A 24,541-nucleotide genomic window follows, 5' to 3' on the forward strand; every position below is an offset into this window, starting at 1 on the left:
ACTGTTCATTTGATTGTCATGTAGGTCTTCTAGCATCCGTGTTGTCCCATCCCCCACCACGCGACACGGAACCTCCATGAACACCCTGCGAACGAGATGTCTCGCTGTACTGGCTGGCGTTGTACTGAGCTCGGCGCTTGCCGGCTGCGGCGGCGGAGATGACTCCGCATCCACGGCAACGTCACAGCAACTTTCATCGGCACAAGCGAACGAGCAGAAGAAGCCGGCGGACACGCTGCGCTGCGCCCCCTGAGCCTCTGTTGATCCCCTCCCCACGCCATCGCCCACAGGTCAGCCACATGCAATCCAACGACAGACGCAATTTCCTCCGCACCGCCACCCAGGCCATGGGTGCGGCCGCCGCGCTCACGGTGCTGCCGCCGAGCATCCGCCGCGCGCTTGCCGTGCCCGCCGCCGTAGAGACGCGCACCATCAAGGACGTCAAGCACATCGTCATCCTGATGCAGGAAAACCGTGCCTTCAATCACTACTTCGGCACCATGAAAGGGGTGCGGGGCTTCGGCGACCGCTTCCCGATCCCGCTCGAAAACGGCAAGCCGGTCTGGTACCAGTCGGATGGCACGAAGGAGATTCCGCCCTTCCACCTGGACAAGCAGACCATGAACGCCCTGCTGGTCCCGAGCACGCCGCACTCGTTCTCGGATGCGCAGGCGGCATGGAACCAGGGCAAGTTCGGTTTGTGGCCCAAGTTCAAGAAGCCGTATTCGATGGGCTATTACAAGCGCGACGACATCCCCTTCCAGTTCGCGCTGGCCGAAGCCTTCACCATCTGCGACGCCTATCACTGCTCCATCACCACCGGCACGGATCCCAACCGCATCGTCTTCTTCTCGGGTTCCAACTTCAATCCTGAGCTCCGCGCGAGCGGCATCAACTGCACCGATACGGACTCCGAGCCGAACAACCTGCGCTGCTGGATCAAGGGCGCGCTGCCGACGCCGGGCTACACCTATGCCGGTTCGTCCTTCCATTGGCCGACGATTCCCGATGTCCTGCAAAAGGCCGGCATCAGCTGGCGCATCTACCAGAATCCGAACGACAACTGGACTGGCGCGATGCACGGTGGCCTGGCCTTCGATTCGTTCCGCACGGCGCAGCCGGAGTCGCCGACGTACAAGGAAGGCATGAGCCTGTGGACCATCGAGGACCTGCAGCGCGACGTGATGAACGGCACGCTGCCCGAGGTAGTGTGGGTGCTGCCGACCAAGCTGCAGTCCGAACACCCCGGCGCGCCGTCAAGCCCGCAGCACGGCGGCAACTTCACCGCCCAGGTGCTGAATGCACTGACGTCGAACCCGGACGTCTGGAGCAAGACCGTGTTCTTCCAGACCTTCGACGAGAACGACGGGCTGTTCGATCACCTGCCGCCGCCGGCCGTGCCCTCCTACAACCTGGATGGCACGCTCGCCGGAAAGGCGACGCTGCCGCTGGAAGGCGAGTATTTCTCCGACCCGGCACGCAAGTACCTGCATCCCGAAGACACCATCAGCGGCAACCTGCGCCCGTGGGGATTGGGCCCGCGCGTGCCGATGTACGTGGTATCGCCATGGAGCAAGGGGGGCTGGGTCAATTCGCAGACGTTCGACCATTCGTCTGTGGGGCTGTTCCTCGAACAGCGCTTCGGCATCACCATTCCCGCCATCAGCCCCTGGCACCGCGCGGTCTGCGGCGATCTGACCTCGGCCTTCGATTTCGCCACGCCTAACGACCCGAAGTTCCCCGCACTGCCCGATACCAGCGACTACGCGATCATCGAAGCCCAGCAGAAGACCATGCCGGCGCCGACGCCGCCCGCCACGCCACAGCCGCTGTTCCAGGAAATCGGCACCCGCTTCTCGCGCGCACTGCCCTACGAGCTGCACACCAGCGCGCGCGTCGACAGCGCCGGCCGCAGCGTGACCCTGCTCTTCGCCAACAGCGGCGCGCAGGGCGCGGTGTTTCATGTCTACGACAAGCTCCACCTGGACCGCATCCCGCGACGCTACACCGTGGAAGCGGACAAGACCTTGTCGGACGCGTGGGACCTCGTCGCGGACAACGGCAAGTACGACCTGTGGGTGCTCGGACCGAACGGCTTCGTCCGGCATTTCACCGGCACTGTGGCCGCCAGCGGCGCGCAGCCGGAGTGCCAGGTTTGCTACGACCCGAAGCACGGCCAGTTGTACCTGCATATGCGCAACACCGGCAACGCCGCGTGCACGGTGACGGTAAAGGCCAACGCGTACCGGAACGATGGCCCGTGGACGCTGACCGTACCCGCGGGCGGCGAGGTCGTGGAAGAGCGCTGGTCGCTGGAAAGGAGCGCGCGCTGGTACGACTTCAGTGTGGTGCGCGCGGACGACACGAGCTACCTGCGGCGCTTTGCCGGCCGCCTGGAAACCGGCAAGGACAGCGTCAGCGATCCGGCCATGGCGATGCCCGGTGCGTGACCGCCGGCGCCTGGTGACTTTTTGATTTGAAGCGGGCGGCCTGCCTTGGTGCAGGCCGCTTGCACATTCGCCGCCGTCGGCGGCGGCTTTAGAGGGGCTGAATGCCCCTGATATCCGCGCCGCCGCGTGCGCGGCGATGCCCAGCCTGTAGTTTTCCCAGCCACGTTCGGCGCCTCGCCGTATTCCTGGAACCCCGTCAGGTCGCTTGCATCCGGTACGAGGTGATCTCGCTTGGGCCGCGTGCATGACGAACGCAAACCGTCGATATGTTCCTGCAGCCCTTGCGGAACCGCCCGCCACATCGGGTCGAGAATGAAATCAACGCCTTCGCGACGGGCCTGCTTGGCGGCTGGCACGAAGTCAGCATCCCCTGCTATCAGAACGATCTGATCCACTTGCTTCTTGAAGGCAAGTGACGCGACGTCGATGCCTATTCGCATGTCTACACAGCCGCAGAGCCAGCTTGCGTTTGGCCCGCAACCGATCAAACGCACTATCGGGCTGAGCACCATAGTGCGAGCTGCGTGGTTGCTACTCAGTCAGTTGGTCGCGATAAAGACAGGCTACGAGCCTTGATGTCGTCTCCTCAGAGGCTTCCACCGATCGGGATCGACAATCACTTGCGCGTAACATCGACAGCGATTTCTGAGTCACCGCCAGCACCGGCCCCACGCCCCGGCCGCCGCACAGCCCTCACCTTCCCACTGTTGCCGCCCCCGCAAAAGAACTTCTCCCCTCCGTCGGACTCCAGCCCCGACACCCCCACGCCCGCCGGCATCTCGATGCTCTCGAGCACCGCGCCCGTGCGCGCATCGACGTGCCGCAGTTCGCTGGCATCGTCTTCCCAGGTGCCATGCCACAGCTCGCCATCGACCCAGGTGACGCCGGTGACAAAGCGGTCGGAAGCAATGGTGCGCAGGATCGCGCCGGTCTGCGGATCGACCTGGTGGATCTTGCGTTCGCTGTACTGGCCGACCCAGAGCGTCCCTTCTGCCCAGGCGAGCCCGGAGTTGCCGCCGCCCGGCGGGGCGGGGATGGTAGCGAGCACGGCGCCAGTCTGCGGATCGATCTTCTGGATGCGCTCGCCGTCGATCTGGAACAGGTGCTTGCCATCGAAGGCGGTTCCGGCATTGGCCGCCACATCGAGCGAGCGCGCAACCTGCCCGTTCGCCGGGTCAAAGGCATTGAGCTTGTCCCCGGTGGCGATCCAGACATGCCGGCCGTCGTACGAGACGCCATGCACGTTGTCGACGCCGGGGAACGGGCCGTATTCACGGAGGATTTGTGCGGGGTATCGTTTCATCATGCTCTCCATCCTAGTCAACGGTCAGCGGCGTGGGGAGTAACAAAGTCGTCGTGAATCCCGGCACGGGCGGGGTCATCCAGCGGCGCGCGCGGCCGTGGCCGATCGATTGGACCTTGCCGGCTGCGGCCAGCGCGTCGAGTGCGCGCTGCACGGTGCGCTGGCTGGCGCCAAGTGCAAGCGCGAGGCCAGAACTGGACCATGACTCGCCGTCGGCGAGCAGCGCCAGCACCGGCGCGTTGCGGTCCTCGACTGGCTGCGCCAGCACTGCGACTTCGCGTGTGCGGCGCGGCACCAGCGTATAACCGCTCGGGGTGGCGCTGATGTCCGCCTCCGTCCCGAGCACGGCGCGCAGCCTCCCCACTTCCACACGCAGGCGCGCGCGGTGCGAGGCGTCGATGTGTCGGGTGCGGAAGGCTTGCGCGATCAGGGTGTCGCGGGGCACGTCTTCCGGCCAGGCTTCGGCCAGCGCGCGTGCCAGGGCGAACAGCACCGGGCGCGTGGCCAGCGACACCACCGTCCCGCCGTTGCGCACGGCAAGGCGGCAGGCGTCGACCACCAGCGTCTTCGATGCCAGCAGGGCTTCAACGTCTTCGAGCCGCAGCAGCCGCGGTTCGCCGCGCGCGATCAGGCGTGCGGCGGGGGCATCGAGAATACGGGCGGCGTTTTCGACTTCCGCTGCCAGCGCAGGGATGCCTGCGAGCATGGCAGCGCGGCCCGCCCTGGCGAGCGCGGCGCGCGCGATACGGGCCTGCACGCGCCGCATGGCGATGCCTGCCAGGATCAACTCGTGGGTGGTTCGCAAGGCAGGTGGCAAGCGCGCGGGAGCGAGCCCGGCAAGCATGTCCTCGGCCTCGTCGAGGCGACCGATCAGCAACAGCCGCCGGATGCCGAGATAGCGCGCATGCGCGGCATTGAACCAGTCGCCGTGCGCTTCGAGCGTCGCCCGGGCGGCGTCGAGAGTCTTCGCCGGCCAGCCCAGGTCGCGCGCCGCGAGTGCGATTTCAGCCTCTGCAATCACGCACCGTGCGCGGGCCACCGGCGCTTTGCTGCCAAAGGCACGCGCCGCGCTTCGTACCAGCGCCCTGGCCCGCATCAGGTCGCCGAGCTGCGCCATGGCGATGCCGCGCAGCGCCAGCGCCGGCGCGTCGTCGCGCAAGGCGACCCGGTTCAGCGCCCCGAGCGGGTCACCGGCCGCGAGCGCGCGTGCGGCGGCTGAGATCGCTGCGTCCATCTGAATCGCGCCACACATGTCACTCCCACCTGTCGATGCCGGCGCCTAATCTAGCACACGACTACCCGATCACGCGGCGTATCGCATACCGCACGACATCCACGGAGGAACCCACGATGACCACACATGCAACCGCCACGCGCGAAGACTGGCTGGCCGCCCGGCTCGAACTGCTGGAAGCGGAAAAAGCACTGACGCGGCGCAGCGACGAACTGGCGCAGCAACGACAGGCCTTGCCATGGCTGCGGATCGACAAGGCGTACCGCTTCGAAACCGACGAAGGCAGCACCACGCTGGCCGAGCTGTTCAAATGGCGCTCGCAACTGCTCGTCTACCACTTCATGTTCGGTCCCGCCTACAAGGCCGGCTGCCCGTCGTGCTCGGCAATTGCCGACGGCTTCAACGGCTTCGCCGTCCACCTGGCCAACCATGACGTCATGCTGACGGCCGTGTCGCGCGCGCCGCTCGCGACATTGCAGGCCTACAAGCAACGCATGGGATGGACCTTCCCGTGGGCCTCGTCGGACGACAGCGATTTCAACAGCGACTTCCACGTCGCGTTCACCACGGCGCAGCAGCGTGAGGGCGATATCGATTACAACTACCGGCGCGAGCCGGCGTTCGCATGGCGCCCGGAGCTGGCAGCCGGCGGCCAGCCGGCGGAAGACAAGTTTGCGGCGATGTGCGGCACCGACTCGGCCACCTACCAGCGTGACCGGCCCGGCATGAGCGCCTTTGTGATGGAGGACGGCGTGGTCTACCACTGCTATTCCACCTATGCGCGCGGGCTCGACGGACTGTGGGGCATGTACCAGTGGCTCGACCGCGCGCCAAAGGGGCGCAATGAGACCGGCGGCGTCTGGTGGCGCCGCCATGATGAGTATGGCGAGCGTTGAGGCAAGCCATGGCGATCGCCGGCACAACCGTAACGCCCGAGGTCCGCGCAGGCATGGGAGTCTTCATCGGCATCTGCACCGTGCTCTTCGCCGCCTGCGCAACGGCCACATTCATGCTGCACGACGCCATGTCCGCCATGGGCGCGATGCCGATGCCCGGCGGCTGGACCCTGTCGATGGCATGGACGCGGATGTGCGGGCAGACCTGGGCCGGCGCCGCGGCATCCTTCCTCGGCATGTGGGTGGTGATGATGGCGGTAATGATGCTGCCGTCGCTGGCGCCAGTGTTGTGGCGCGTCACGGCCAGGCCAGAACTGTTTTACGCGGTGGCAGGCATTGCCTACTTTTGCGTGTGGGCGATGCTGGGCCTGGCAGTCTTTGCGCCGGGTGCCGCGCTGGCGGCGCTTGCGATGCACTGGCCGGCGCTGGCGCGCGCCATGCCGATGCTGGCCGGCGTGGTCGTGTTGTGCGCCGGCGCGCTGCAGTTCACCGAGTGGAAAGCCCGCCAGCTTGCGTGCTGCCGGTACGCGCCCGCGATGCCAGCCTATACCGGCGCGGCATGGCGCTATGGCCTGCGCCTTGGCCTGCATTGCAGCTATTGCTGCGCCGGGCTGACGGCGAGCCTGCTGGCCGTCGGCGTGATGGACCTGCGCGTGATGGCCGCGGTCACGGCAGCCATCACGGCCGAACGTCTCGCCCCGGCGGGCGCGCGGGTCGCAAAGGGGATCGGCGTCGTTACCGTCAACGCGGGAGTACTGCTGATCGCGCGAGCGGCCGGGCTCGGCTAGCGCATCCCGGCCGCTCGCGCGTCACCGCGCTATCGCACGCAGGACGATGGTGGCACGCAGGGGCGCACTGGCGGGAGCTGGCGCAGGCTGATTGCCCGCCCGCGCTCAACCGGCCGCGGCGCGCGGCGCCTTGCGCTTGCCTGCCCGGCTCAGCCCGGACTTCGCCTCGACCTTGGTGGCCAGCAGCATGTCGTAGAGCTGCTGCGCCGCCGGCGACAGCGACCGGCCGCGGCGCCGGATCAGCCCTACCGTGCGCGTCACCGTAGGATCGACCAGTGGCACGCTCTTCAGCGTGGGATGGTCGCCCGGCGGCATTGCAAGCCGCGGCACCGCGGCGATTCCCAGCCCGGCCTCGACCAGGCTCACCAGCGTGGACACATGCCGCACTTCGCAGTACCAGTGCGGGCGCACCGGCACTTCGGACAGCGCCAGGTCCAGCAGCAGCCGGTTGCCGCTGGCCTTGCCCACCGTCATATAGTCGTACTGGCCCAGTTCCGCCCAGGTGGCTTGCTTCTTCTTCGCCAGCGGATGGCCGGGCGGGCAGGCCACCACGAAGGCCTCGCGCAGCACCGGCTCGAATTCCACGTCAGGCTCCTGCGTGCCGATGTAGTTGAGGCCGAAGTCCGCCTCGTTGCGCACCACCATGTTGAGCACCTCGTTGGCGCCTTCGTCGACCAGCCGCACCACGATGCGCGGATAGCGCGCGTGGTATTCGCGCAGCACGCCAGGCAGGAAATAGCGCACCGCCGACGGCACGCAGGCGACCGTGACTTCGCCCGCGATCCGGGACGCGACGTCGCGGATGCCCAGCAGCGACTCATCCAGCCCGTTGAGCAGGTCGCGCGCCCGGCGCGAGAACTCGCGCCCCACCGCGGTCATCTCGACCGAGCGCGTGGTGCGGTCGAACAGGCGCACGCCCAGCGCATCCTCCAGCTTCTCGATCCGGCGCGACAGCGCCGGCTGCGACAGGTGCAGTTCCGCCGCGGCGGCGCGGAAGCTGCTGTGTTCGGCCACGGCGACAAAGGCGCGCAGATCGGACAGATTCAAATTCATGCAGACCTTGCATCAATCGTAAGGAAATTTGCAATTCACAGTCTAGCACCGGCACGCCATCATTCGCTCACCCGCTCCCGCCTGCCAGGCCGGGGCCGACCGAGAACAGCGCCCGACAGTGGCGCACCGGAGGAGACTGATGAACGCGACACGCCGGACCCTGCTCAAGGCCAGCGCCATGCTGCTGGCCACCACGGGCGGCCTTGCCAGGGCGCAGGAGCCCTTTCCCAACAAGCCGCTGCGCTACGTGGTGCCGGTCTCGGCCGGCGGCGGCTCGGACCTGATCGGCCGCACCGTGGCCGAGCGCTGGGGCCGCGTGCTGGGCCAGTCCATCGTGGTCGAGAACCAGGCCGGCGGCGGGGGCGTGATTGCCTGCCAGATGACGGCCAAGGCCACCGCCGACGGCTACAGCCTGATGCAGGGCTACGTCGCCACGCACGGCACTAACCCCGCCACCCGCAAGGTCCCGTACGACCCGCTCAAGGATTTCACGCCGGTCGGCATGATCGGCGCCACGCCCAACGTGCTGGTGGTAGGCGCGAACGTGCCGGCGACCACGCTGGAGGCCTTTATCGCATATGCCCGCAAGCAGCCGGGCGCGATCGCCTATGGCTCGGCCGGTCCCGGTTCGCTGACGCACCTGACCATGGAGTTGTTCGCGCAGCAGATGAAGCTGCAGATGACCCATGCCGCCTACCGCGGCGTCGCGCCTGCCTTCAACGACCTGATCGGCGGCCAGACCCAGGCGATGTTCCCGGGCCTGTCGGCGGCGCTGCCGCATATCCGTTCCGGCCGCGTCAGGCCGCTGGCGGTCACCGGCCAGGCGCGGCACCCGCTGCTCAAGGACACGCAGACACTGGAAGAAGCCGGCCTGAAGGGCTTCGACGCCATGCAGTGGTATGGCGTGGTGGGCCCGGCCGGCATCCCGGCCAACGTGGTGGCCCGCCTCAACAGCACGCTGAACACCGTGCTCAAGAGCCCCGACCTGGCCGACAAGCTCTCCGCCGAGGCCTTGCAGCCCATGCCGATGACGCCCGACCAGTTCCGCCGCTATATCGCCGACGAGGTTAACCGCTGGGGCAAGCTGGCGCGCGACCGCGGCATTCGGCTCGATGCCTGAGCCATCCCCCTTCCCAGCTATCCGCTTTTACTGAACAAGGACAGATTTCATGGCACGCAACACCCATGTCGCCGCAGACCACAACGCCCCGCCCGTGACCCGCATCCTGGGCCGGTTTGTCGCGACCCATCCCAGCCAGGGCTGGAGCGAAGCGGTCGAGCACGAGGCCCATCGCACCTTCATGAACTGGCTGGGATGCGCGGTCGGCGCCGCGCGCCATGAGGCCGCCGATGCGGCGCTGGCCGCGGTGGCGATGCTGCAGCCGTCGGCGCAAGCCACCGTGCTGGGCCGCGGCGAGAAGGTCGACATGGCCAGCGCGGCGCTGGTCAACGGCATCACCTCGCATACCTTTGACTTCGACGACACCCATCTCAAGACCATCATCCACCCGGCCGGCCCGGTGGCCTCGGCGGCGCTGGCGCTGGCGGAGCACACCGGCGCCAGTGGCCGCGCGGTGGCCGATGCGGTGGTGCTCGGCATCGAAGTGGCTTGCCGCGTCGGCAATGCGATGTACCCGGATCACTACGACCGCGGCTGGCACATCACCGGCTCGACCGGCATGCTGGGCGCCGCGGCCGCCTGCGCGCGGCTGCTCGGACTGGACGAGGAGCGCGCCGCCATGGCGCTGGGCATCGCCGCCTCGCAGCCGGTGGGCCTGCGCGAGCAGTTCGGCACCATGACCAAGCCCTTCCATCCCGGCGGCGCCGCGCGCGCCGGGCTGATGTCGGCCCTGATGGCCAGCCACGGCTATACCGCGAGCGCGCGGGCGCTGGAAGCGCCGCGCGGCTTTATGCAGGTGATCTCCGCCAAGACCGACTGGAACGAGATCACCGACCAGCTCGGCGAGCGCTTCGAGATTTCGTTCAACACCTACAAGCCGTTCGCCTGCGGCATCGTGATCCATCCGAGCATCGACGCCTGCGTGCAGTTGCGCGAGCAAGGCGTCAACCCCGCGGACGTCGAGCGCATCGAGCTGCGCGTGCATCCGCTGGTGCTGGAACTGACCGGCAAGAAGGAGCCCAGCGACGGCCTGCTCGCCAAGTTCAGCGTCTACCACGGCTGCGCCGCCGGGCTGATCTTCGGCCGCGCCGGCGAGGATGAGTTCTCCGACGAGGTCGTGCTGCGCGACGACGTGGTCGCGCTGCGCCGCAAGGTCGTGGCCACCGCCGATGCGGAAGTCGATGAGGCCGCCGCCCATGTGCGCGCCGTGCTCAAGGACGGCCGCGAGGTCAGCGTCGATGTCGAACACGCGATCGGCTCGCTGCAGCGGCCGATGACCGATGCCAACCTGAACGCCAAGTTCCATGCGCTGGCCGACCCGGTGCTGGGCGCGCGCAAGGTCTCGGCGCTGATCGACGCGTGCTGGCAGCTCGGCGCCACCGCCGACGTGCGCACCCTGACCGCCCTAGCGCGCCCCTGACCATGACCCGTCCACGCATTGCCGTACTCGGCGACTACGAGCGCGCGCTGCCGCGCCTGGCGGACTGGACGGCGATCTCGGCCCGTGCCGAGGTCGGCTTCCACCATGAACCGCTGCGCGGCGAGGCGCTGGATGCGGTCCTGCGCGACGCCGATGTGCTGGTGCTGGTGCGCGACCGCACCCCGCTGGATGGAGCGCGCCTACAACTGGCACAGCGCCTGAAGCTGGTGATCTATACCGGCACGCGCAACAACACCCTCGACACCGAGGCGCTGCAGGCGCGCGGCATCCCGGTCGCCAACACCGGCTGGGGCCCGTCCAAGGAAAGCACCTGCGAGATGACCTGGGCGCTGATCCTGGCGGCGGTGCGCCAGCTCGAGGGGCAGATGGCAACCATGCGCGCCGGCGGCTGGCGGCCGCAAGACAGCCTGCCGCTGCCCGGCGTGCTGCACGGCGAGCGCCTGGGCCTGATCGGCCTTGGCGAGATCGGCAAGCGCGTGGCGCGCGTCGGCCAGGCCTTCGGCATGGAAGTCGTGACCTGGAGCCCGCGCATGACGCCCGAGCGCGCGGCCGAGGCAGGCGTGACCGCGGTCAGCCTGGAAACCCTGCTGTCGACCTCGCGCATCGTCAGCCTGCACCTGGTGCCGACGCCGGCCACGACGCGGCTGATCGATGCCGGGCGGCTGGCGCTGATGCGGCCGGACGCGATCCTGGTCAATACCTCGCGCGCCGCGCTGGTCGACATGGAAGCCCTGCCCCATGCGCTCGACCAGAAGCGCCCCGGGATGGCAGCGCTGGACGTGTATGACGCCGAGCCGGTCCCGCCGGATGCCCCGCTACGCCAGCGCCGCGACGTGGTGATCACGCCGCATATGGGCTTTGTCAGCGAGCCGGTCTTCGCGACCTTCGCCAAGGGCGTAGTGGGCGCGCTGGAGGCCTGGCTGCGCGACGCTGCCGACCCTTATTGATCTGGTGAATAGGCTATATAACCGCGATTCTATTGGCTGATTTTCCATGCTGAACCATTATTCCGTCACTACTACGACAACGAATATGGAGACGGCATGGAAGTCCTCGTCCTCCCCCAAGGGCAACGCCTGAATGTCCCCCACGGTGAAAACCTGCTGACCGCACTGCAGCAGAACGGCGTTCCCATTTCCTACAGCTGCATGGCCGGACGCTGCGGCACCTGCCGCTGCCGCGTCGTCGACGGCGATATTCATGAAGCCGGCGGCTATGCCTTCCACAATGCCGACCACCAGGCTGAACGGCATGTGCTGGCGTGCCAGTCGGTCGTGGCCGGCGACTGCACCATCGAGATTCCCGAGCCGGACGAAGTCGTCGTCCATCCCGCCCGCATCGTCAAGGCGACCGTCACGGCACTGGAAGACCTGAGCCACGATGTCCGGATGATCCGGCTGGCCCCGGCCAAGCCGCTGTCTTTCTCGCCGGGCCAGTACGCCATGCTGCAGTTCGCGCCGGACCATAGCCGCCCCTATTCCATGGCGCGGCTGGCGAGCGACGGCGAGCTGGAATTCCACGTCCGCATGGTCCCCGACGGCCGCGTCACCTGCTATATCCGCGACACCCTGAAGGCCGGCGATACGGTGCGCGTCAGCGGCCCGCTCGGCACGTCGTACCTGCGCACCCGCAACGACGACCCGATCCTCTGCATCGCCGGCGGCACCGGCCTGGCGCCGGTGCTGTCGATCGTGCGCGGCGCGATCGAAGCCGGACTGCCCAACCCGATCCATCTCTATTTCGGCATCCGCTCGCCGCGCGACGCCTACGGCCTGCACTGGCTGGACGAACTCGCGCAGCGCCATCCGCGCCTGCGCGTGGAAGTCGTGTCCACGGTGCCCGGCAATGCCAGCGACCTGCGCACCGGCCTGGTCACCGAAGCCGTGGCGCAGGACTTCGGCGCGCTGGGCGGCTGGCGCGCCTACCTCTGCGGTGCGCCGCCGATGGTCGACGCGGCCACGCTGCTGCTGCGCGACAAGGGCGTGCGTCCCGAACATATCTACGCCGACGCCTTCTACGCCTCGGGCACCTGAGCCCGGCAGCCTCAAGACATCGAACGCCTGCGCACCGGCTGCGCGACGCTACACCGCATCCCCTGACAGGAAACCGGAGACAACCATGGACACCACATCCTCCCGGACCGAGCCGGTCTGGAAAGACGATGGCATCAGCCGCATCCCCTTCCGCGTGTATACCGACCAGCAGCTCTACCAGCGCGAGCTGGAACGCTGCTTCTACCGGGGCCACTGGAACTACGTCGGCCTGGAGGCCGAGATTCCCAACCCCGGCGACTTCAAGCGCACCGTGATCGGCGAGCGCTCGGTGATCCTGGTGCGCGACCAGGAAGGCGAGATCAACGTGGTCGAGAACGTCTGCGCCCACCGCGGTATGAAGTTCTGCCGCGAGCGCAGCGGCAACCGCAAGGATTTCCACTGCCCGTACCACCAGTGGAACTATGACCTGAAGGGCAACCTGCAGGGCGTGCCGTTCCGCCGCGGCGTCAAGCAGGACGGCAAGGTCAATGGCGGCATGCCGGCGGATTTCAAGCCGCAGGACCACGGGCTGACGCGCCTCAAGGTCGCGGTGCGTGGTGGCGTGGTGTTTGCGTCGTTCGACCATGAGGTCGAGCCGCTGGAGGATTTCCTCGGCCCGGACATCACCGGCTACTTCGACCGCCTGTTCCACGGGCGCAAGCTCAAGATCCTCGGCTACAACAAGCAGCGCATCCCGGGTAACTGGAAGCTGATGCAGGAGAACATCAAGGATCCCTACCACCCCGGCCTCCTCCACACCTGGTTCGTGACCTTCGGCCTCTGGCGCGCCGACAACAAGTCGCGCCTGGTGATGGACGAGCAGTTCCGCCACGCCGCGATGGTTTCCACGCGCGGCCAGGGCGGTAAAGGTGAGGTGACCTCGGGCGTGGCCAGTTTCAAGGACCAGATGGCGCTGCAGGACGACCGCATTCTCGACATCGTGCACGAGCCCTGGTGGGGCGATCCCACCGCGGTGATGATGACGGTCTTCCCCAGCGTGATCTTCCAGCAGCAGGTCAACTCGGTGTCCACGCGGCATATCCAGCCGAACGGCCCGGATTCGTTCGACTTTGTCTGGACGCACTTCGGCTTCGAGGATGACACCGAGGAAATGACGCGGCGCCGCCTGCGCCAGGCCAACCTGTTCGGGCCGGCGGGCTTTGTCTCCGCCGACGATGGCGAAGTCATCGAATGCTCGCAGGAGGGTTTTACGCAAAAGCCGTGGCACCGCGTGCTGGCAGAACTGGGCGGCACCACCGCCGAGAACACCGACCATATGGTCACCGAGACGCTGATCCGCGGCATGTACGCCTACTGGCGCAAGGTGATGGAGATCTGACCATGGACTTCCAGGATTACTACGCCCTGCTTGCGCTCTACGCCGACTACACCGCCGTGGTGGACAACGGCGAGTGGGACAAATGGCCCGACTTCTTCACCGACGACTGCATCTACCGCCTGCAGCCACGCGAGAACTACGAGCGCGGCCTACCGCTGGCGACGCTGTCGTTCGAGAGCAAGGGCATGCTGAAGGACCGCGTCTTCGGCATCCGCGAAACGCTGTTCCATGACCCGTATTACCAGCGCCATATCGTCGGCGCGCCGCTGGTGCGGCAGGCCGATGGCGAGCGGATCGTTGCCGAAGCCAACTACGCGGTGCTGCGCACCAAGCCCGACCAGCTCACCGATGTGCTCAACACCGGCCGCTACCTGGACACCATCGTGCGCACGCCGCAAGGCCTGCGCTTTGCGTCCCGCCTTTGCATCTTCGACAGCGAGATGATCCCCAACTCGCTGATCTATCCCATCTAGGAGACAACCATGACGACTGAAACCTGGATCGAGGCCGCCGCGCTTGCCAGCGTGCCGCAGGACGATGTGATCGCCATCGAGGTCCAAGGCCGCGAGATCGCGCTGTACGGTGTCGACGGCGAGATCTTTGCCACCGACAACATCTGCACCCACGGCCATGCACGGCTGTGCGACGGCTTCCTCGACGGCCACGAGATCGAATGCCCGCTGCACCAGGGCAAGTTCGACGTCAGGAATGGTGAAGCCCTATGCGCGCCGCTGACCGAGAATATCCGCGCCTACCCGGTGCGGATCGACGGCGGCAAGGTCTGGCTGGACCTGGGCTGAGCGCGCCTATTCGGAGAACAGGTCGAATACCTGCGTGCGCAGCCACTGGTTGGCCGGGTCCCGGTGGTAGCGCGCGTGCCAGAACAGGTTGATCTGGATATCCGGCAGGTCCACCGGGTGCTTGACGTACTTCAGCCCGAAGTATTTGGCGCTGCGCTCGGCAAACTTCTGGGTAACCGTCGCGACCAGGTCGGTACTGGCAACGATGTCCGCCAGCGCGACAAAGTGCGGCACCCTTAAACGGATGCGCCGCTGTACGGCGCCCTTGGCCAGGATCTCGTCCACGCGGGCATGGCCGGTGCCGGCCGCGGTCACCACCACATGCTCCGCGTCCTCGAAGTCGCGCAGCCGGACAGTACGCTTGTCCAGCGCATGGCCGGGCCGGAACATGCAGACATAGCGCTGGCGGAACAGCCGGCGCTGGAAGAACTCGGAAGCCAGCTCAGGCTGGTGGCCGACGGCCAGGTCGATCTTGCCCTGGCTCATTTCCTCGGCCAGGTTCACCGCGGTGTTGCGCACCGTGGCGACGGAAACGCCCGGCGCCAGCTCGCGCAGCGCGCCCATCAGCTTCGGGATGAAGTGGACTTCGCCGATATCGGTCATCGCGATATGGAAGTCACGCTCGCTGCGCGCCGGATCGAAGTCGACCTTGCGGTTGAGCGCGGTGTGCAGCGCATCCAGCGCATATGACACCGGCTCGGCCAGCTCCAGTGCCAGCGGGGTCGGCAGCATGCCCTTGGCGCTGCGCACGAAAAGGTCGTCGTCAAAGATGCGACGCAGTCTGGCCAGCGCATTGCTGACCGCAGGCTGGCTCAGCTCCAGCGCCTTGGCCGTGCCGGAGACGGTGCGCAGGCGCAGCAGGTGTTCGAACACCACCAGCAGGTTCAGGTCGACGTTGTGCAACTCCATGTCTCGCTCCGCACGGCTTATTGATTTTGTGAATGGACGGTTGGACAGCCATTCTATGCCGCTATTTCAATCAGCGCGAAAGCGCGGGCTGCCTGCGGAGCACCCGTACCGGTCTCTAGCAACCTGGGTGGCGCACTGCAAACGCCCGGGAGCAGCCCCCATCACAATTCACCGACCTTCCCGCTCGCCGCGCACCCGTTTGGGGCCGATTGATGAATAGAACTTAAAAGCGCATTCGGATTTTCGTATCTAAACACTGTCAGCGATCCGATCTATCATTTTTCTGCGCCTCCTTAACTCGCGGTGCCGCCGCAACCGCCGGCCAGATCCTGACAGCTTCCGGCAGTGCCGAACGGCCCCGCAGTTCGCAAGCCTGCACCCCCACAACCTGAACGCCGCGCCCCCGCCGGCGTTTCGCTTTTCTACGGAAAGCGACCAGACAAGGACCCGAACGCATGGAAGACGTCAGCGACATCAAGCTCACACGACGAGACCTGCTCAAGGTCGGCGCCGTTTCCGCGACCGGCGTGGCCCTGCCTGCTGTCGCCAACGCCCAGGCCGTGGCGGGCAGCGGCACCCAGGGTGGCGTGACCGGCGCCGTCTCGCTCGAAGTCAACGGCAAGCCATGGACGCTGCAACTGGATACCCGCACCACGCTGCTCGACGCACTGCGCGAGCATATGCAACTCACCGGCACCAAGAAAGGCTGCGACCACGGCCAGTGCGGCGCGTGCACGGTGATCGTCGACGGCCGGCGCATCAATTCCTGCCTGACACTGGCGGTGATGCATGACGGCAGCAAGGTCACCACCATCGAAGGGCTCGGCGCGCCGGGCAAGCTCCACCCGATGCAAGCGGCCTTCGTCAAACATGACGGCTACCAGTGCGGGTATTGCACGCCGGGGCAGATCTGCTCGGCCGTTGCGGTACTGGGCGAGATCCGCGACGGCATCCCCAGCCACGTCAGTGCCGACCTGAAGGCGCGCCCCCAGCTCACCGCCGAGGAAATCCGCGAGCGCATGAGCGGCAATATCTGCCGCTGCGGCGCCTACTCCAATATCGTCGACGCGATCACCGAGGTTGCCGGGAGCAAGGCATGAAGCCCTTTACCTATGAACGCGCGCGTTCTCCCGCCGAGGCCGCCGCGGCGGCGGCGCGCACGCCCGGTACGCGCTTTATCGCCGGCGGCACCAACCTGCTGGACCTGATGAAGCTGGGCATCGAATCACCGGTCCACCTGATCGACGTCAACCGCCTGACACTGGACCGCGTCGACGCCACGCCGGAAGGCGGCCTGCGCATCGGTGCACTGGTGCGCAATACCGACCTGGCGGCCGATGCGCGCGTGCGGCGCGACTATGGCGTGCTGTCGCGCGCGCTGCTGGCCGGCGCGTCCGGGCAGTTGCGCAACCGCGCCACCACCGCCGGCAACCTGCTGCAGCGCACGCGCTGTCCCTACTTCTACGACACCAACCTGCCGTGCAACAAGCGCGTGCCGGGCAGCGGCTGCTCGGCCATCGGCGGCTTCAGCCGACAGCATGCGGTGGTCGGTGGCAGCAGCAGCTGTATCGCCACCCATCCCAGCGACATGGCGGTGGCGATGCGCGTGCTCGACGCCACGGTGCAGACCGTGCGCCCGGACGGCAAGGCCCGCGTGATCCCGATTGCCGACTTCCACCGGCTGCCCGGGAACACGCCGCATATCGAGACCGCACTGGAGCCCGGCGAGCTGATCACCGCGGTGACGCTGCCGAAGCCCATCGGCGGCGCACAGGTCTATCGCAAGGTACGCGACCGTGCTTCGTATGCGTTTGCGCTGGTGTCGGTTGCGGCCATCGTGCAGCCCGACGGCACCGGCCGGGTCGCGCTGGGCGGCGTCGCGCACAAGCCGTGGCGCGTGGAAGCCGCCGAAGCGCAGATGCCGCAGGGCGCGCGCGCGGTCACCGAGCGCCTGCTGGCCGATGCCCGCCCCACTGAGGAGAACCAGTTCAAGCTCACGCTGGCCTACCGTACGATTGCCGCCGCGCTGGCGCAGGCGAAGGGATGACGACATGAAATTCGATACCCCAGCCACCACCAACCCGATCGACCAGCTCAAGGTAGTCGGCCACCCCGTCGACCGCATCGACGGCCCGCGCAAGACCACGGGCACGGCGCCCTACGCCTATGAGCGCCACGATGTCGCGCCCAAGGCCGCCTACGGCTATGTGGTCGGCGCCGGCATCGGCAAGGGCCGCATCGCGTCGATCAACCTGGACGAGGCCCGCCGCGCCCCCGGTGTCATCGACATCATTGCCGCGCAACATGCCGGCGAGCTCGCCAAGGCCGGCCGCAATACCGCCACGCTGCTGGGTGGCCCGGAGATCCAGCACTACCACCAGGCGATCGCGCTGGTGATCGCGCAGACGTTCGAGCAAGCGCGCGCCGCGGCGCAGCTGATCCGCGTGCGCTACGACCGGCAGCGCGGCGCCTATGACCTGGCGCAGGCACGCGACGCCGCGGCGAAGGTGGCCAACCGTCCCGACTCGGCGGTGGGGAATTTTGCCGGGGCCTTTGCGGCGGCGCCGGTGAAGCTCGACGCCACCTACTCCACGCCGGACCAGTCGCACGCGATGATGGAGCCGCATGCCACCGTAGCCGCCTGGCAAGGCAACAAGCTGACGGTCTGGACCTCCAACCAGATGATCGACTGGGCCCGCACCGACCTGGCCACCACGCTTGGCATCCCCAGGGAGAACGTGCGCGTTGTGTCGCCGTTTATCGGCGGCGGCTTCGGCGGCAAGCTGTTCCTGCGTGCCGATGTGCTGCTCGCCGCGATCGGCGCGCGCGCGGTGCGCCGGCCGGTGAAGGTGGCGCTGACGCGCCCGCTGATGATGAACAACACCACGCACCGCCCGGCCACGATCCAGCACATTCGGCTGGGTGCGACGCTGGACGGCAAGCTCACCGCGATCGGGCATGACAGCTGGTCGGGCGACCTGCCGGGCGGCAAGCCGGAGAACGCGATCCAGCAAACCCGCCTGCTCTATGCGGCGCCCAACCGGCTGAGCACGCTGCGGCTCGCGTCACTGGACCTGCCTGAAGGCAATGCCATGCGCGCGCCCGGCGAGGCGCCCGGCATGATGGCGCTGGAAGTCGCGATGGACGAGATGGCGGAGAAGCTGGGCATGGACCCGATCGCCTTTCGCATCCTCAACGACACCCAGGTCGATCCGGAGAAGCCGGGACGCCCGTTCTCGCAGCGGCGCCTGGTCGACTGCCTGCGCATCGGCGCCGAGCGTTTCGGCTGGCAGGGCCGCAGCGCCAGGCCCGCCGCGCGGCGCGAGGGCCAGTGGCTGGTCGGCCTGGGCGTGGCTTCGGCGTTCCGCAACAATCAGGTGATGAAGTCAGCCGCGCGGGTGCGGGTCGATGGCAATGGCATCGTCACGGTGGAAACCGACATGACCGATATTGGCACCGGCAGCTACACCATCATCGCCCAGACCGCGGCGGAAATGATGGGCGTGCCGCTGGACAGGGTGCTGGTGCGGCTGGGGGATTCGGATTTCCCGGTTTCGGCGGGATCGGGCGGCCAGTGGGGCGCCAACAGTTCCACCGCCGGGGTCTATGCGGCCTGCGTCAAGCTGCGCGACACGGTGGCGCAGAAGGCAGGCTTTGCCCCGCAGGAGGCGGTGTTCGACAACGGCCAGATCCGCGCCGGCGGCCGCAGCGTGCCACTGGCCAGCGTGGCGGGTGAAGGCGGCATGGTGGCGGAGGATGTGCTGGAGTTCGGCGACCTCGACAAGCGTTTCCAGCAGTCCACCTTCGGGGCGCATTTTGTTGAAGCCGCGGTCGATGCGGCCACCGGCGAGATCCGCGTGCGGCGCATGCTGGCGGTGTGTGCGGCGGGGCGGATCCTGAATCCCAAGTCGGCGCGCAGCCAGGTGATCGGCGCGATGACCATGGGCGTGGGTGCGGCGCTGATGGAGGAACTCGCGGTCGACAAGCGTGTTGGCTTCTTCGTCAACCATGACCTGGCGGGTTATGAAGTGCCGGTGCATGGCGATATTCCGCATCAGGAGGTCATCTTCCTTGACGAGACCGATCCGGCTTCATCGCCGATGAAGGCCAAGGGTGTGGGGGAGCTGGGGATTTCGGGCGTTGGGGCGGCCGTGGCGAACGCGGTCTACAACGCTACCGGAGTGCGTGTGCGGGATTATCCGATCACGCTGGACAAGCTGATCGGGAAGATGCCGCTGGTGGTCTGATGCGGCCGGCCCGACGTCGGTGCGACCTCGGGCCGGGCTTCAGCGGGACAGGAACACCGGCAGCGCCGCCTGGTGCAGCAACGCCCGGGTGGTGCCGCCGAGCACCAGCTCGCGCAGCCGTGCCCGGCCATAGCCACCCGCGACCAGCACGTCCGCCTGCAGGTCCATGGCCATTCGCGGCAAGACCTCGTCAGGGTTGCCGCCCGGCTCGACATGCAGGTCGGCGCTGACGCCATGACTGGCGAGCCAGTCCGCCAGGCGCACGCCGCTGGCCCGGTCCGGCCCATCCGCGCCGCCTTCGACCACTATGATCGACACGCCAGTGGCACTGGCCAGCCAGGGCAGTGCATCAGCCACCGCCCTGGCGGCCTCGCGCCCGCCGTTCCAGGCGATGGCAACGCGGCCCGGCAGCACCGGGCAGGCACGACCGGGAATCAGCAGCACCGGCCGGCCCGCATGCAGCAGCGCGTATTCCGCGGTGCCCGCCATCGGCGCCGGAATGCCCGCGTCGCCGCCGGGCGGACCGGGCAGGATCAGGTCGGCATAGCGGCCTTCATCGGCAAGCGCCCATCCGGCTTCCGCCTCGACCACGAAATGCCGGGTCGTGACAGCAGCCGATACCTGGCGCGTTCCCTCCAGCAAGACGGCCTCATGCTCTGCGGCCAGGCGCTGCAAATGGCCGGCCGCGAGCGCGGCGTAGCTGCCGGCTTCCGCGCCGGCGCCACGGAATGGTTCGAGCTGCGTGCCGGTCGCAGTCAGCCCTACGACACTGCCGCCGCTTTGCGCGGCCAGTCGCGCGGCGGCCTCGATGCGGGCGGCGCGGGCATGGTCTTCCCGCAGGTCGACCAGGATGGTCCGGAAGTGCATGGGCATGGCGTGATCCTGTGCGTGGCGGTCCGCTAGCGGACGTTGATGGTCTTCTGTGGCGTGGCTTGCTTCTTGGGCAGCACCAGGCGCAGCACGCCGTTTTCATAGACCGCGTCGACCTTGTCCTCGTCGACGTCGGTATCCAGCGCAAAGGCGCGCCGCATCGTGCCGCGGTAGCGTTCGCGGCGGATCACGCGCTCGCCCTCCTTCTCTTCGCTGGAGCGCTCGACCCTGGCGGAAATCACCACCGTCCCCCGCTCCACCGACACCTCGATATCCTCCTTCCTCGCCCCGGGGATCTCCGCCGTCACCGTATAGTCCCGCTCGGTCTCGCTGACGTCCACCTTGATGCCCCCACCGCCTTCGGCCGCGCCGCGCAGCGTGCGCAGCACTCCCTGGAGCATGTCGCCGATGGGTTCGATGGAGAACGGGTCGTACCTGTTGCTGCCCATGATGCCTCCTTGCTCTGGCGATTGCCGCCCGGCACTTGCAGGTGAGTCCATCGTGACACGGCCGGCCGGCATGGATTTGCGCCGCGTCAACGATGCCTGGGGACGCGCGCCTGCGCAACGGCAACGCCACCCGGCAACGTCCCTGCCAGTTCGACCGGCGCGCAGGTGGCGACGTTCTGCCCCGCACGTGCAGCCCTGCCCTGGCGGGTGATCAGTGCGGGCTGCAGCACCAAGGCGCGCATCAGGGTCCGCCGCCGCCACTTCCAGACCCCCGGCAACGGTTCGCGAAGAAACCCAGCACGATTTGCCTGCGCCGGGTTGATCCGCGTCAAGCCCATATCGCTGCCACCGGCTACGCTAACTGCAACGAATCGCAACAGAAATTCGTCGCCAGTTGCCCCCTCAGGAGACACACCATGTACCAGCGCATCCTGCTCGCCGTGGACGGCAGCCGCTCGTCCGACCTGGCCCTGAGCCAGGCCGTCATCATCGCCCGGGCCACGGGTGCCGAAGTCAAGGTGCTGTACGTGGTGGACGATTCCGATGTCTACTTCGAGGCCAGTTATTTCGACCCGCGCGAGCTGGTCGAAAACCTCATCGCCCATGGCCGCAAGGCGTTGGAGGCCGCCACGGCCCGCCTGGGCGAGGCCGGTATCCGCAGCATCACGCAACTGGACGAGAAGCCGGTGGCGCCGGGGCGGATCTCGGCGACCATCGTCACCGAAGCCGATGCCTGGAATGCCGACCTGATCGTCATGGGCACCCACGGCCGGCGCGGCGTCAGGCGCCTGCTGATGGGCAGCGTGTCCGAAGGCGTACTTGCCAGGGCCAGCAAGCCAGTGCTGCTGATCCGCAGCGAGACCGAAGGCTGACGGCAAGCCGGGACCGCCTGCCCGGCTCCGACCGTATATCACTGCGTATTTCCTGGCCCGGCCCGTCTGGCCTGGCTGCGGCCTCTCCCTCCGCCACCTTCTTCGCTGATTTCCATGAGCCGTTACCAGACGCGTTTCCAGACCCGCGAGCATGCCGGCACGGAGCTGGCCGGGGCCTTGCGCGCCTACCGGGGCACCGGCGCCCTGGTGCTGGCGATACCGCGCGGCGGGGTGCCGGTCGGGCGCATCGTCGCCGATACGCTGGGTGCCGACTTTGACCTGGCGATGGCGCGCAGAATCGCACCCGGCGTGGCCCTGGACGATGCCGGCGCAACCTGGCGCACCGGCGAAGGCGATTCCTGCGGCGAAGCGGACGAGCGGCGCGACGCCCTGTTCGACGAGCTGCGCCGCCAGCGAGCGGTCTATACGCCGCTGCGGCAGCACTGCGACCCGCACGCTCGCGTGGTGATCGTGGTCGACGACGGGCTGGTCAGCGGCGCCACCATGTATGCCGCGCTGGCACGCCTGCGCAAGCGCTATCCGGCGCGCATCGTCTGCGCGCTGCCGGTGGCCGCCAGGGCCGGGCTGGAACGGATCCGCGCGCTGGCCGACGAAGTTGTCTGCCTGGACACGCCGGAGCGCATCGCCAGCCTCGCGCACTACTATCGGGAGTTCCAGCTGGTGAGCGACGACCGGGTCAGGCAACTGCTGGCCAGGACGCCCGCCCAGGCCGGCCCGGGCGCCGGGCAACGGGCGGGCGCCGGCTTGCCATCGCTCAGCGCGGCCGTGCAGGTCCCGTATGGCAGCGGCTGGCTGCCGGCCATGCTCGAATCCGGCCCCGATCCGCTGGGCGTCGTGCTGATGGTCTATGCGGGCGGGGCGCAGCGCCGCGCCGCGCGCAGCCACTACCTGGCGCGCAAGCTGCGGGCCAGGGGCTTCGCCACCATGCTGGTCGACCTGCGCCCGGACAGCCGCGTCGACGACGCCGCGGCTTCCGAGCTGGACGACCTGGCGGCGCGGCTGCGCCAGACGCTGGACTTCCTGCGCGCACGCACGCCCTTTGCCAGCTTGCCGGCGGGCTTGCTCAGTACCGGCAGCGCCGCCGCGGCAGCGGCCCGCGAAGCCGCGGTCAACCCGGACCGGCTCGCGGCCATGGCCTTTGTCGCGGGGCGCGCGGACCTGTCCGGCGACGCAGCCCTGCGAGAGCTTGAAACACCGGTCTTGCTGATGTGCGCCAGCGGCGACCCGGAGAGCATCCGCGTCAACGACCTGGCTTTCGGGCAGATGCGCGGCCCGCGGCAGTTGCGGCTGATCCCGACCAACGGCCGCAGCTTCGAAGACCGCCCGGCGCTGGCGAGCATCGCCAGCCTGACGGCGGACTGGTTCGAACAGCTACTGCCTGCGGCCCCACCCGCCGTGCTCGCCTACGACGCGCACTGAAGCGCCCTGCGCTTGCGCCGGCGGTGAACTGGCCGGCTGTCGATCATCGTCGTTGCTACGGCTTCGAATAGAGCCCGCGGCGTACATTGACCGCCTCGCTAAGCATGTCCAGCACTGCCACCGAATCGTCCCACCCGATGCAGGCATCGGTGATGCTCTGTCCGTAGGTCAATGCAGACGGATTGTGCTCGCCCGGGGTGAACTTCTGCGCGCCGGGGAGCAGATTGCTCTCGACCATGACCCCGAAGATGGCTCGATTGCCGCTGCCTATCTGTTGCGCAACGTCGCGCGCGACATCGATCTGCCGCTGGTGCTGCTTGCTGCTGTTGGCGTGGCTGAAATCCACCATCAGCGAGTTGCCGAGCCCGGCCGCTTCCAGTTCCCGGCAGGCGGCCGCCACGGAATCCGCATCGTAGTTCGGGGCCTTGCCCCCGCGGAGAATGACATGGCAGTCCGGGTTGCCCTTGGTGTGTACCGTCGCCACCTGCCCGTTCTTGTGCACCCCCAGGAAGTGGTGCGGACGCGAGGCGGCCTGAATGGCGTCGATGGCGATCTTGATATTCCCGTCAGTGCCATTCTTGAAGCCGATCGGCGCCGAAATGCCAGAAGCCAGCTCGCGGTGCACCTGGCTCTCGGTGGTGCGGGCACCAATCGCGCCCCAGCAGATCAGGTCGCCGATGTACTGCGGCGAGATCACGTCCAGGAACTCGCCGGCCGCCGGCAAGCCGAGGCGGTTGATGTCGACGAGCAGGCTGCGCGCAATGCGCAGGCCCTCGTCGATGCGGAAGCTCTCATCCAGATAGGGGTCGTTGATCAGCCCTTTCCAGCCCACGGTGGTACGGGGCTTCTCGAAGTACACACGCATCACGATCTCCAGCGACTCGGCGTAGCGCTGCCGCTGCGCCATCAAGCGCCGCGCGTACTCGAGTGCAGCTTGCGGGTCGTGGATCGAGCAAGGTCCCATGATCACAAGCAGCCGGTCGTCCTTGCCGTGCTGCATGCGCGCGATGCGCTGGCGCGTCTGGGTGACCAGGGATTCGACAGGCGTGTTCCGGATGGGGAAGAAACGGATCAGGTGTTCAGGCGGGGGCAGTGGAATGATGTCATCGACGCGCGCGTCGTCGGTCACGCTAGTGCGGTCCGGCGGCGTCTGCCAACCCTCGGCAATGGTGGGCGGTGATTTCTGTGGACCATTCATGGCTGGCTCCTGGGGAACTGGGATAAAAAAATCTCCGGCGGATGCCGGAGATCCAGGTTCGGTTGCGCTACTTTAATCCATGCGCGGCCCTCTCGTCCG

Annotated in this window: 24 protein-coding genes; 15 read left to right on the top strand and 9 right to left on the bottom strand. The window is 67.7% G+C overall.

Features of this window, described 5'->3' with window-relative positions; all coding sequences use genetic code 11:
• The first annotated feature begins 299 nt into the window (after positions 1–299).
• Entirely contained in the window at positions 300–2,450 is a 2,151-nt protein-coding gene (locus tag ABNX08_RS26855; protein ID WP_041681789.1) for a phosphocholine-specific phospholipase C, read from the top strand.
• Here ABNX08_RS26855 and ABNX08_RS26860 read toward each other — a convergent pair.
• The 3 genes from ABNX08_RS26860 to ABNX08_RS26870 all read right to left on the bottom strand — a co-directional run bounded on the left by ABNX08_RS26860 (position 2,369) and on the right by ABNX08_RS26870 (position 4,987).
• Positions 2,369–2,962, bottom strand: coding sequence for an NYN domain-containing protein (locus ABNX08_RS26860; protein WP_374063716.1), 594 nt, complete (start codon positions 2,960–2,962; stop codon positions 2,369–2,371). The two genes, ABNX08_RS26855 and ABNX08_RS26860, sit on opposite strands and share 82 nt — an antisense overlap.
• Positions 2,963–3,066: 104 nt before the next feature.
• On the bottom strand, positions 3,067–3,753 hold the full coding sequence (locus tag ABNX08_RS26865; RefSeq protein ID WP_041681790.1) for a PQQ-binding-like beta-propeller repeat protein: 687 nt from the start codon (positions 3,751–3,753) through the stop codon (positions 3,067–3,069).
• A gap of 13 nt (positions 3,754–3,766) precedes the next feature.
• Complete coding sequence (locus tag ABNX08_RS26870; RefSeq protein WP_041681791.1) at positions 3,767–4,987, bottom strand: hypothetical protein; 1,221 nt, start codon at positions 4,985–4,987, stop codon at positions 3,767–3,769.
• Positions 4,988–5,103: 116 nt separating this feature from the next.
• Between ABNX08_RS26870 and ABNX08_RS26875 the strand changes: the two genes are divergently transcribed.
• Positions 5,104–5,883 (top strand): DUF899 domain-containing protein, encoded by a 780-nt coding sequence (locus ABNX08_RS26875; protein WP_022538742.1) that lies wholly within the window; start codon positions 5,104–5,106, stop codon positions 5,881–5,883.
• A gap of 8 nt (positions 5,884–5,891) precedes the next feature.
• Positions 5,892–6,671 carry a DUF2182 domain-containing protein gene (locus ABNX08_RS26880; protein WP_022538743.1) on the top strand — a complete coding sequence of 260 codons (780 nt, stop codon included), beginning with the start codon at positions 5,892–5,894 and terminating at the stop codon, positions 6,669–6,671.
• Positions 6,672–6,776: 105 nt separating this feature from the next.
• On the opposite strand, the gene ABNX08_RS26885 is transcribed toward ABNX08_RS26880, so the two are convergent.
• The gene (locus tag ABNX08_RS26885; protein ID WP_022538744.1) at positions 6,777–7,724 is read right to left on the bottom strand and encodes a LysR family transcriptional regulator; all 948 of its coding nucleotides are present in this window, start codon (positions 7,722–7,724) and stop codon (positions 6,777–6,779) included.
• Positions 7,725–7,863: 139 nt separating this feature from the next.
• On the opposite strand from ABNX08_RS26885, the gene ABNX08_RS26890 reads away from it, so the two are divergent.
• The 7 genes from ABNX08_RS26890 (at position 7,864) to ABNX08_RS26920 (ending at position 14,457) form a co-directional block, all read left to right on the top strand.
• On the top strand, positions 7,864–8,844 hold the full coding sequence (locus ABNX08_RS26890; protein ID WP_041681792.1) for a tripartite tricarboxylate transporter substrate binding protein: 981 nt from the start codon (positions 7,864–7,866) through the stop codon (positions 8,842–8,844).
• A gap of 49 nt (positions 8,845–8,893) precedes the next feature.
• Positions 8,894–10,264 (top strand): MmgE/PrpD family protein, encoded by a 1,371-nt coding sequence (locus ABNX08_RS26895; RefSeq protein ID WP_022538746.1) that lies wholly within the window; start codon positions 8,894–8,896, stop codon positions 10,262–10,264.
• Between the two features lie 2 nt (positions 10,265–10,266).
• Complete coding sequence (locus tag ABNX08_RS26900) at positions 10,267–11,232, top strand: D-2-hydroxyacid dehydrogenase family protein (protein ID WP_022538747.1); 966 nt, start codon at positions 10,267–10,269, stop codon at positions 11,230–11,232.
• 96 nt (positions 11,233–11,328) lie between these two features.
• Positions 11,329–12,318: a 2Fe-2S iron-sulfur cluster-binding protein gene (locus ABNX08_RS26905; protein ID WP_022538748.1), complete on the top strand. Its 990-nt coding sequence runs from the start codon at positions 11,329–11,331 to the stop codon at positions 12,316–12,318.
• 85 nt (positions 12,319–12,403) lie between these two features.
• Positions 12,404–13,657, top strand: a complete 1,254-nt coding sequence (locus tag ABNX08_RS26910; RefSeq protein WP_022538749.1) for an aromatic ring-hydroxylating dioxygenase subunit alpha — start codon at positions 12,404–12,406, stop codon at positions 13,655–13,657.
• 2 nt (positions 13,658–13,659) lie between these two features.
• On the top strand, positions 13,660–14,130 hold the full coding sequence (locus tag ABNX08_RS26915; protein WP_022538750.1) for an aromatic-ring-hydroxylating dioxygenase subunit beta: 471 nt from the start codon (positions 13,660–13,662) through the stop codon (positions 14,128–14,130).
• Between the two features lie 9 nt (positions 14,131–14,139).
• A complete protein-coding gene (locus ABNX08_RS26920) occupies positions 14,140–14,457 on the top strand; it encodes a non-heme iron oxygenase ferredoxin subunit (protein WP_022538751.1) in 318 nt (105 codons plus the stop codon).
• A 6-nt stretch (positions 14,458–14,463) separates the two neighbouring features.
• Here the strand turns inward: ABNX08_RS26920 and ABNX08_RS26925 are convergent, their stop codons facing one another.
• Positions 14,464–15,366: a LysR family transcriptional regulator gene (locus ABNX08_RS26925; RefSeq protein ID WP_022538752.1), complete on the bottom strand. Its 903-nt coding sequence runs from the start codon at positions 15,364–15,366 to the stop codon at positions 14,464–14,466.
• A 455-nt stretch (positions 15,367–15,821) separates the two neighbouring features.
• Here ABNX08_RS26925 and paoA point away from each other — a divergent pair, with 455 nt between their 5' ends.
• Genes paoA through paoC form a run of 3 tightly spaced genes read left to right on the top strand, consistent with a single transcriptional unit; the run spans position 15,822 to position 19,613 of the window.
• Entirely contained in the window at positions 15,822–16,466 is a 645-nt protein-coding gene (gene paoA / locus ABNX08_RS26930) for an aldehyde dehydrogenase iron-sulfur subunit PaoA (RefSeq protein WP_349605906.1), read from the top strand.
• Positions 16,463–17,413, top strand: a complete 951-nt coding sequence (locus ABNX08_RS26935) for a xanthine dehydrogenase family protein subunit M (protein WP_022538754.1) — start codon at positions 16,463–16,465, stop codon at positions 17,411–17,413. Before paoA ends, ABNX08_RS26935 begins: the two co-directional genes overlap by 4 nt.
• 4 nt (positions 17,414–17,417) lie before the next feature.
• A complete protein-coding gene (paoC, locus tag ABNX08_RS26940) occupies positions 17,418–19,613 on the top strand; it encodes an aldehyde oxidoreductase molybdenum-binding subunit PaoC (RefSeq protein WP_022538755.1) in 2,196 nt (731 codons plus the stop codon).
• Positions 19,614–19,652: 39 nt separating this feature from the next.
• Here the strand turns inward: paoC and ABNX08_RS26945 are convergent, their stop codons facing one another.
• The 3 genes from ABNX08_RS26945 to ABNX08_RS26955 all read right to left on the bottom strand — a co-directional run bounded on the left by ABNX08_RS26945 (position 19,653) and on the right by ABNX08_RS26955 (position 21,174).
• The gene (locus ABNX08_RS26945; RefSeq protein ID WP_022538756.1) at positions 19,653–20,486 is read right to left on the bottom strand and encodes a universal stress protein; all 834 of its coding nucleotides are present in this window, start codon (positions 20,484–20,486) and stop codon (positions 19,653–19,655) included.
• Positions 20,487–20,512: 26 nt separating this feature from the next.
• A complete protein-coding gene (locus ABNX08_RS26950) occupies positions 20,513–20,932 on the bottom strand; it encodes an Hsp20/alpha crystallin family protein (RefSeq protein ID WP_022538757.1) in 420 nt (139 codons plus the stop codon).
• Positions 20,933–21,018: 86 nt separating this feature from the next.
• Positions 21,019–21,174, bottom strand: a complete 156-nt coding sequence (locus ABNX08_RS26955; RefSeq protein ID WP_374063717.1) for a hypothetical protein — start codon at positions 21,172–21,174, stop codon at positions 21,019–21,021.
• Positions 21,175–21,348: 174 nt separating this feature from the next.
• Between ABNX08_RS26955 and ABNX08_RS26960 the strand changes: the two genes are divergently transcribed.
• The gene (locus ABNX08_RS26960) at positions 21,349–21,804 is read left to right on the top strand and encodes a universal stress protein (RefSeq protein WP_022538758.1); all 456 of its coding nucleotides are present in this window, start codon (positions 21,349–21,351) and stop codon (positions 21,802–21,804) included.
• A gap of 114 nt (positions 21,805–21,918) precedes the next feature.
• A complete protein-coding gene (locus ABNX08_RS26965; RefSeq protein WP_349605905.1) occupies positions 21,919–23,244 on the top strand; it encodes a phosphoribosyltransferase family protein in 1,326 nt (441 codons plus the stop codon).
• 55 nt (positions 23,245–23,299) lie between these two features.
• Here the strand turns inward: ABNX08_RS26965 and ABNX08_RS26970 are convergent, their stop codons facing one another.
• Positions 23,300–24,442 carry a 3-deoxy-7-phosphoheptulonate synthase gene (locus ABNX08_RS26970; protein ID WP_022538760.1) on the bottom strand — a complete coding sequence of 381 codons (1,143 nt, stop codon included), beginning with the start codon at positions 24,440–24,442 and terminating at the stop codon, positions 23,300–23,302.
• Between the last annotated feature and the right edge of the window lie 99 nt (positions 24,443–24,541).

It is taken from the genome of Cupriavidus sp. DF5525, from assembly GCF_040149425.2.
In the GTDB taxonomy this organism is placed as follows: domain Bacteria; phylum Pseudomonadota; class Gammaproteobacteria; order Burkholderiales; family Burkholderiaceae; genus Cupriavidus; species Cupriavidus pickettii_A.

Coding starts and splice junctions, on each gene's coding strand:
- ABNX08_RS26855 (WP_041681789.1), top strand. CDS start 300: ATGCAATCCAACGACAGACGCAATTTCCTCCGCACCGCCACCCAGGCC.
- ABNX08_RS26860 (WP_374063716.1), bottom strand. CDS start 2,962: ATGGTGCTCAGCCCGATAGTGCGTTTGATCGGTTGCGGGCCAAACGCA.
- ABNX08_RS26865 (WP_041681790.1), bottom strand. CDS start 3,753: ATGAAACGATACCCCGCACAAATCCTCCGTGAATACGGCCCGTTCCCC.
- ABNX08_RS26870 (WP_041681791.1), bottom strand. CDS start 4,987: ATGGACGCAGCGATCTCAGCCGCCGCACGCGCGCTCGCGGCCGGTGAC.
- ABNX08_RS26875 (WP_022538742.1), top strand. CDS start 5,104: ATGACCACACATGCAACCGCCACGCGCGAAGACTGGCTGGCCGCCCGG.
- ABNX08_RS26880 (WP_022538743.1), top strand. CDS start 5,892: ATGGCGATCGCCGGCACAACCGTAACGCCCGAGGTCCGCGCAGGCATG.
- ABNX08_RS26885 (WP_022538744.1), bottom strand. CDS start 7,724: ATGAATTTGAATCTGTCCGATCTGCGCGCCTTTGTCGCCGTGGCCGAA.
- ABNX08_RS26890 (WP_041681792.1), top strand. CDS start 7,864: ATGAACGCGACACGCCGGACCCTGCTCAAGGCCAGCGCCATGCTGCTG.
- ABNX08_RS26895 (WP_022538746.1), top strand. CDS start 8,894: ATGGCACGCAACACCCATGTCGCCGCAGACCACAACGCCCCGCCCGTG.
- ABNX08_RS26900 (WP_022538747.1), top strand. CDS start 10,267: ATGACCCGTCCACGCATTGCCGTACTCGGCGACTACGAGCGCGCGCTG.
- ABNX08_RS26905 (WP_022538748.1), top strand. CDS start 11,329: ATGGAAGTCCTCGTCCTCCCCCAAGGGCAACGCCTGAATGTCCCCCAC.
- ABNX08_RS26910 (WP_022538749.1), top strand. CDS start 12,404: ATGGACACCACATCCTCCCGGACCGAGCCGGTCTGGAAAGACGATGGC.
- ABNX08_RS26915 (WP_022538750.1), top strand. CDS start 13,660: ATGGACTTCCAGGATTACTACGCCCTGCTTGCGCTCTACGCCGACTAC.
- ABNX08_RS26920 (WP_022538751.1), top strand. CDS start 14,140: ATGACGACTGAAACCTGGATCGAGGCCGCCGCGCTTGCCAGCGTGCCG.
- ABNX08_RS26925 (WP_022538752.1), bottom strand. CDS start 15,366: ATGGAGTTGCACAACGTCGACCTGAACCTGCTGGTGGTGTTCGAACAC.
- paoA (WP_349605906.1), top strand. CDS start 15,822: ATGGAAGACGTCAGCGACATCAAGCTCACACGACGAGACCTGCTCAAG.
- ABNX08_RS26935 (WP_022538754.1), top strand. CDS start 16,463: ATGAAGCCCTTTACCTATGAACGCGCGCGTTCTCCCGCCGAGGCCGCC.
- paoC (WP_022538755.1), top strand. CDS start 17,418: ATGAAATTCGATACCCCAGCCACCACCAACCCGATCGACCAGCTCAAG.
- ABNX08_RS26945 (WP_022538756.1), bottom strand. CDS start 20,486: ATGCCCATGCACTTCCGGACCATCCTGGTCGACCTGCGGGAAGACCAT.
- ABNX08_RS26950 (WP_022538757.1), bottom strand. CDS start 20,932: ATGGGCAGCAACAGGTACGACCCGTTCTCCATCGAACCCATCGGCGAC.
- ABNX08_RS26955 (WP_374063717.1), bottom strand. CDS start 21,174: ATGCGCGCCTTGGTGCTGCAGCCCGCACTGATCACCCGCCAGGGCAGG.
- ABNX08_RS26960 (WP_022538758.1), top strand. CDS start 21,349: ATGTACCAGCGCATCCTGCTCGCCGTGGACGGCAGCCGCTCGTCCGAC.
- ABNX08_RS26965 (WP_349605905.1), top strand. CDS start 21,919: ATGAGCCGTTACCAGACGCGTTTCCAGACCCGCGAGCATGCCGGCACG.
- ABNX08_RS26970 (WP_022538760.1), bottom strand. CDS start 24,442: ATGAATGGTCCACAGAAATCACCGCCCACCATTGCCGAGGGTTGGCAG.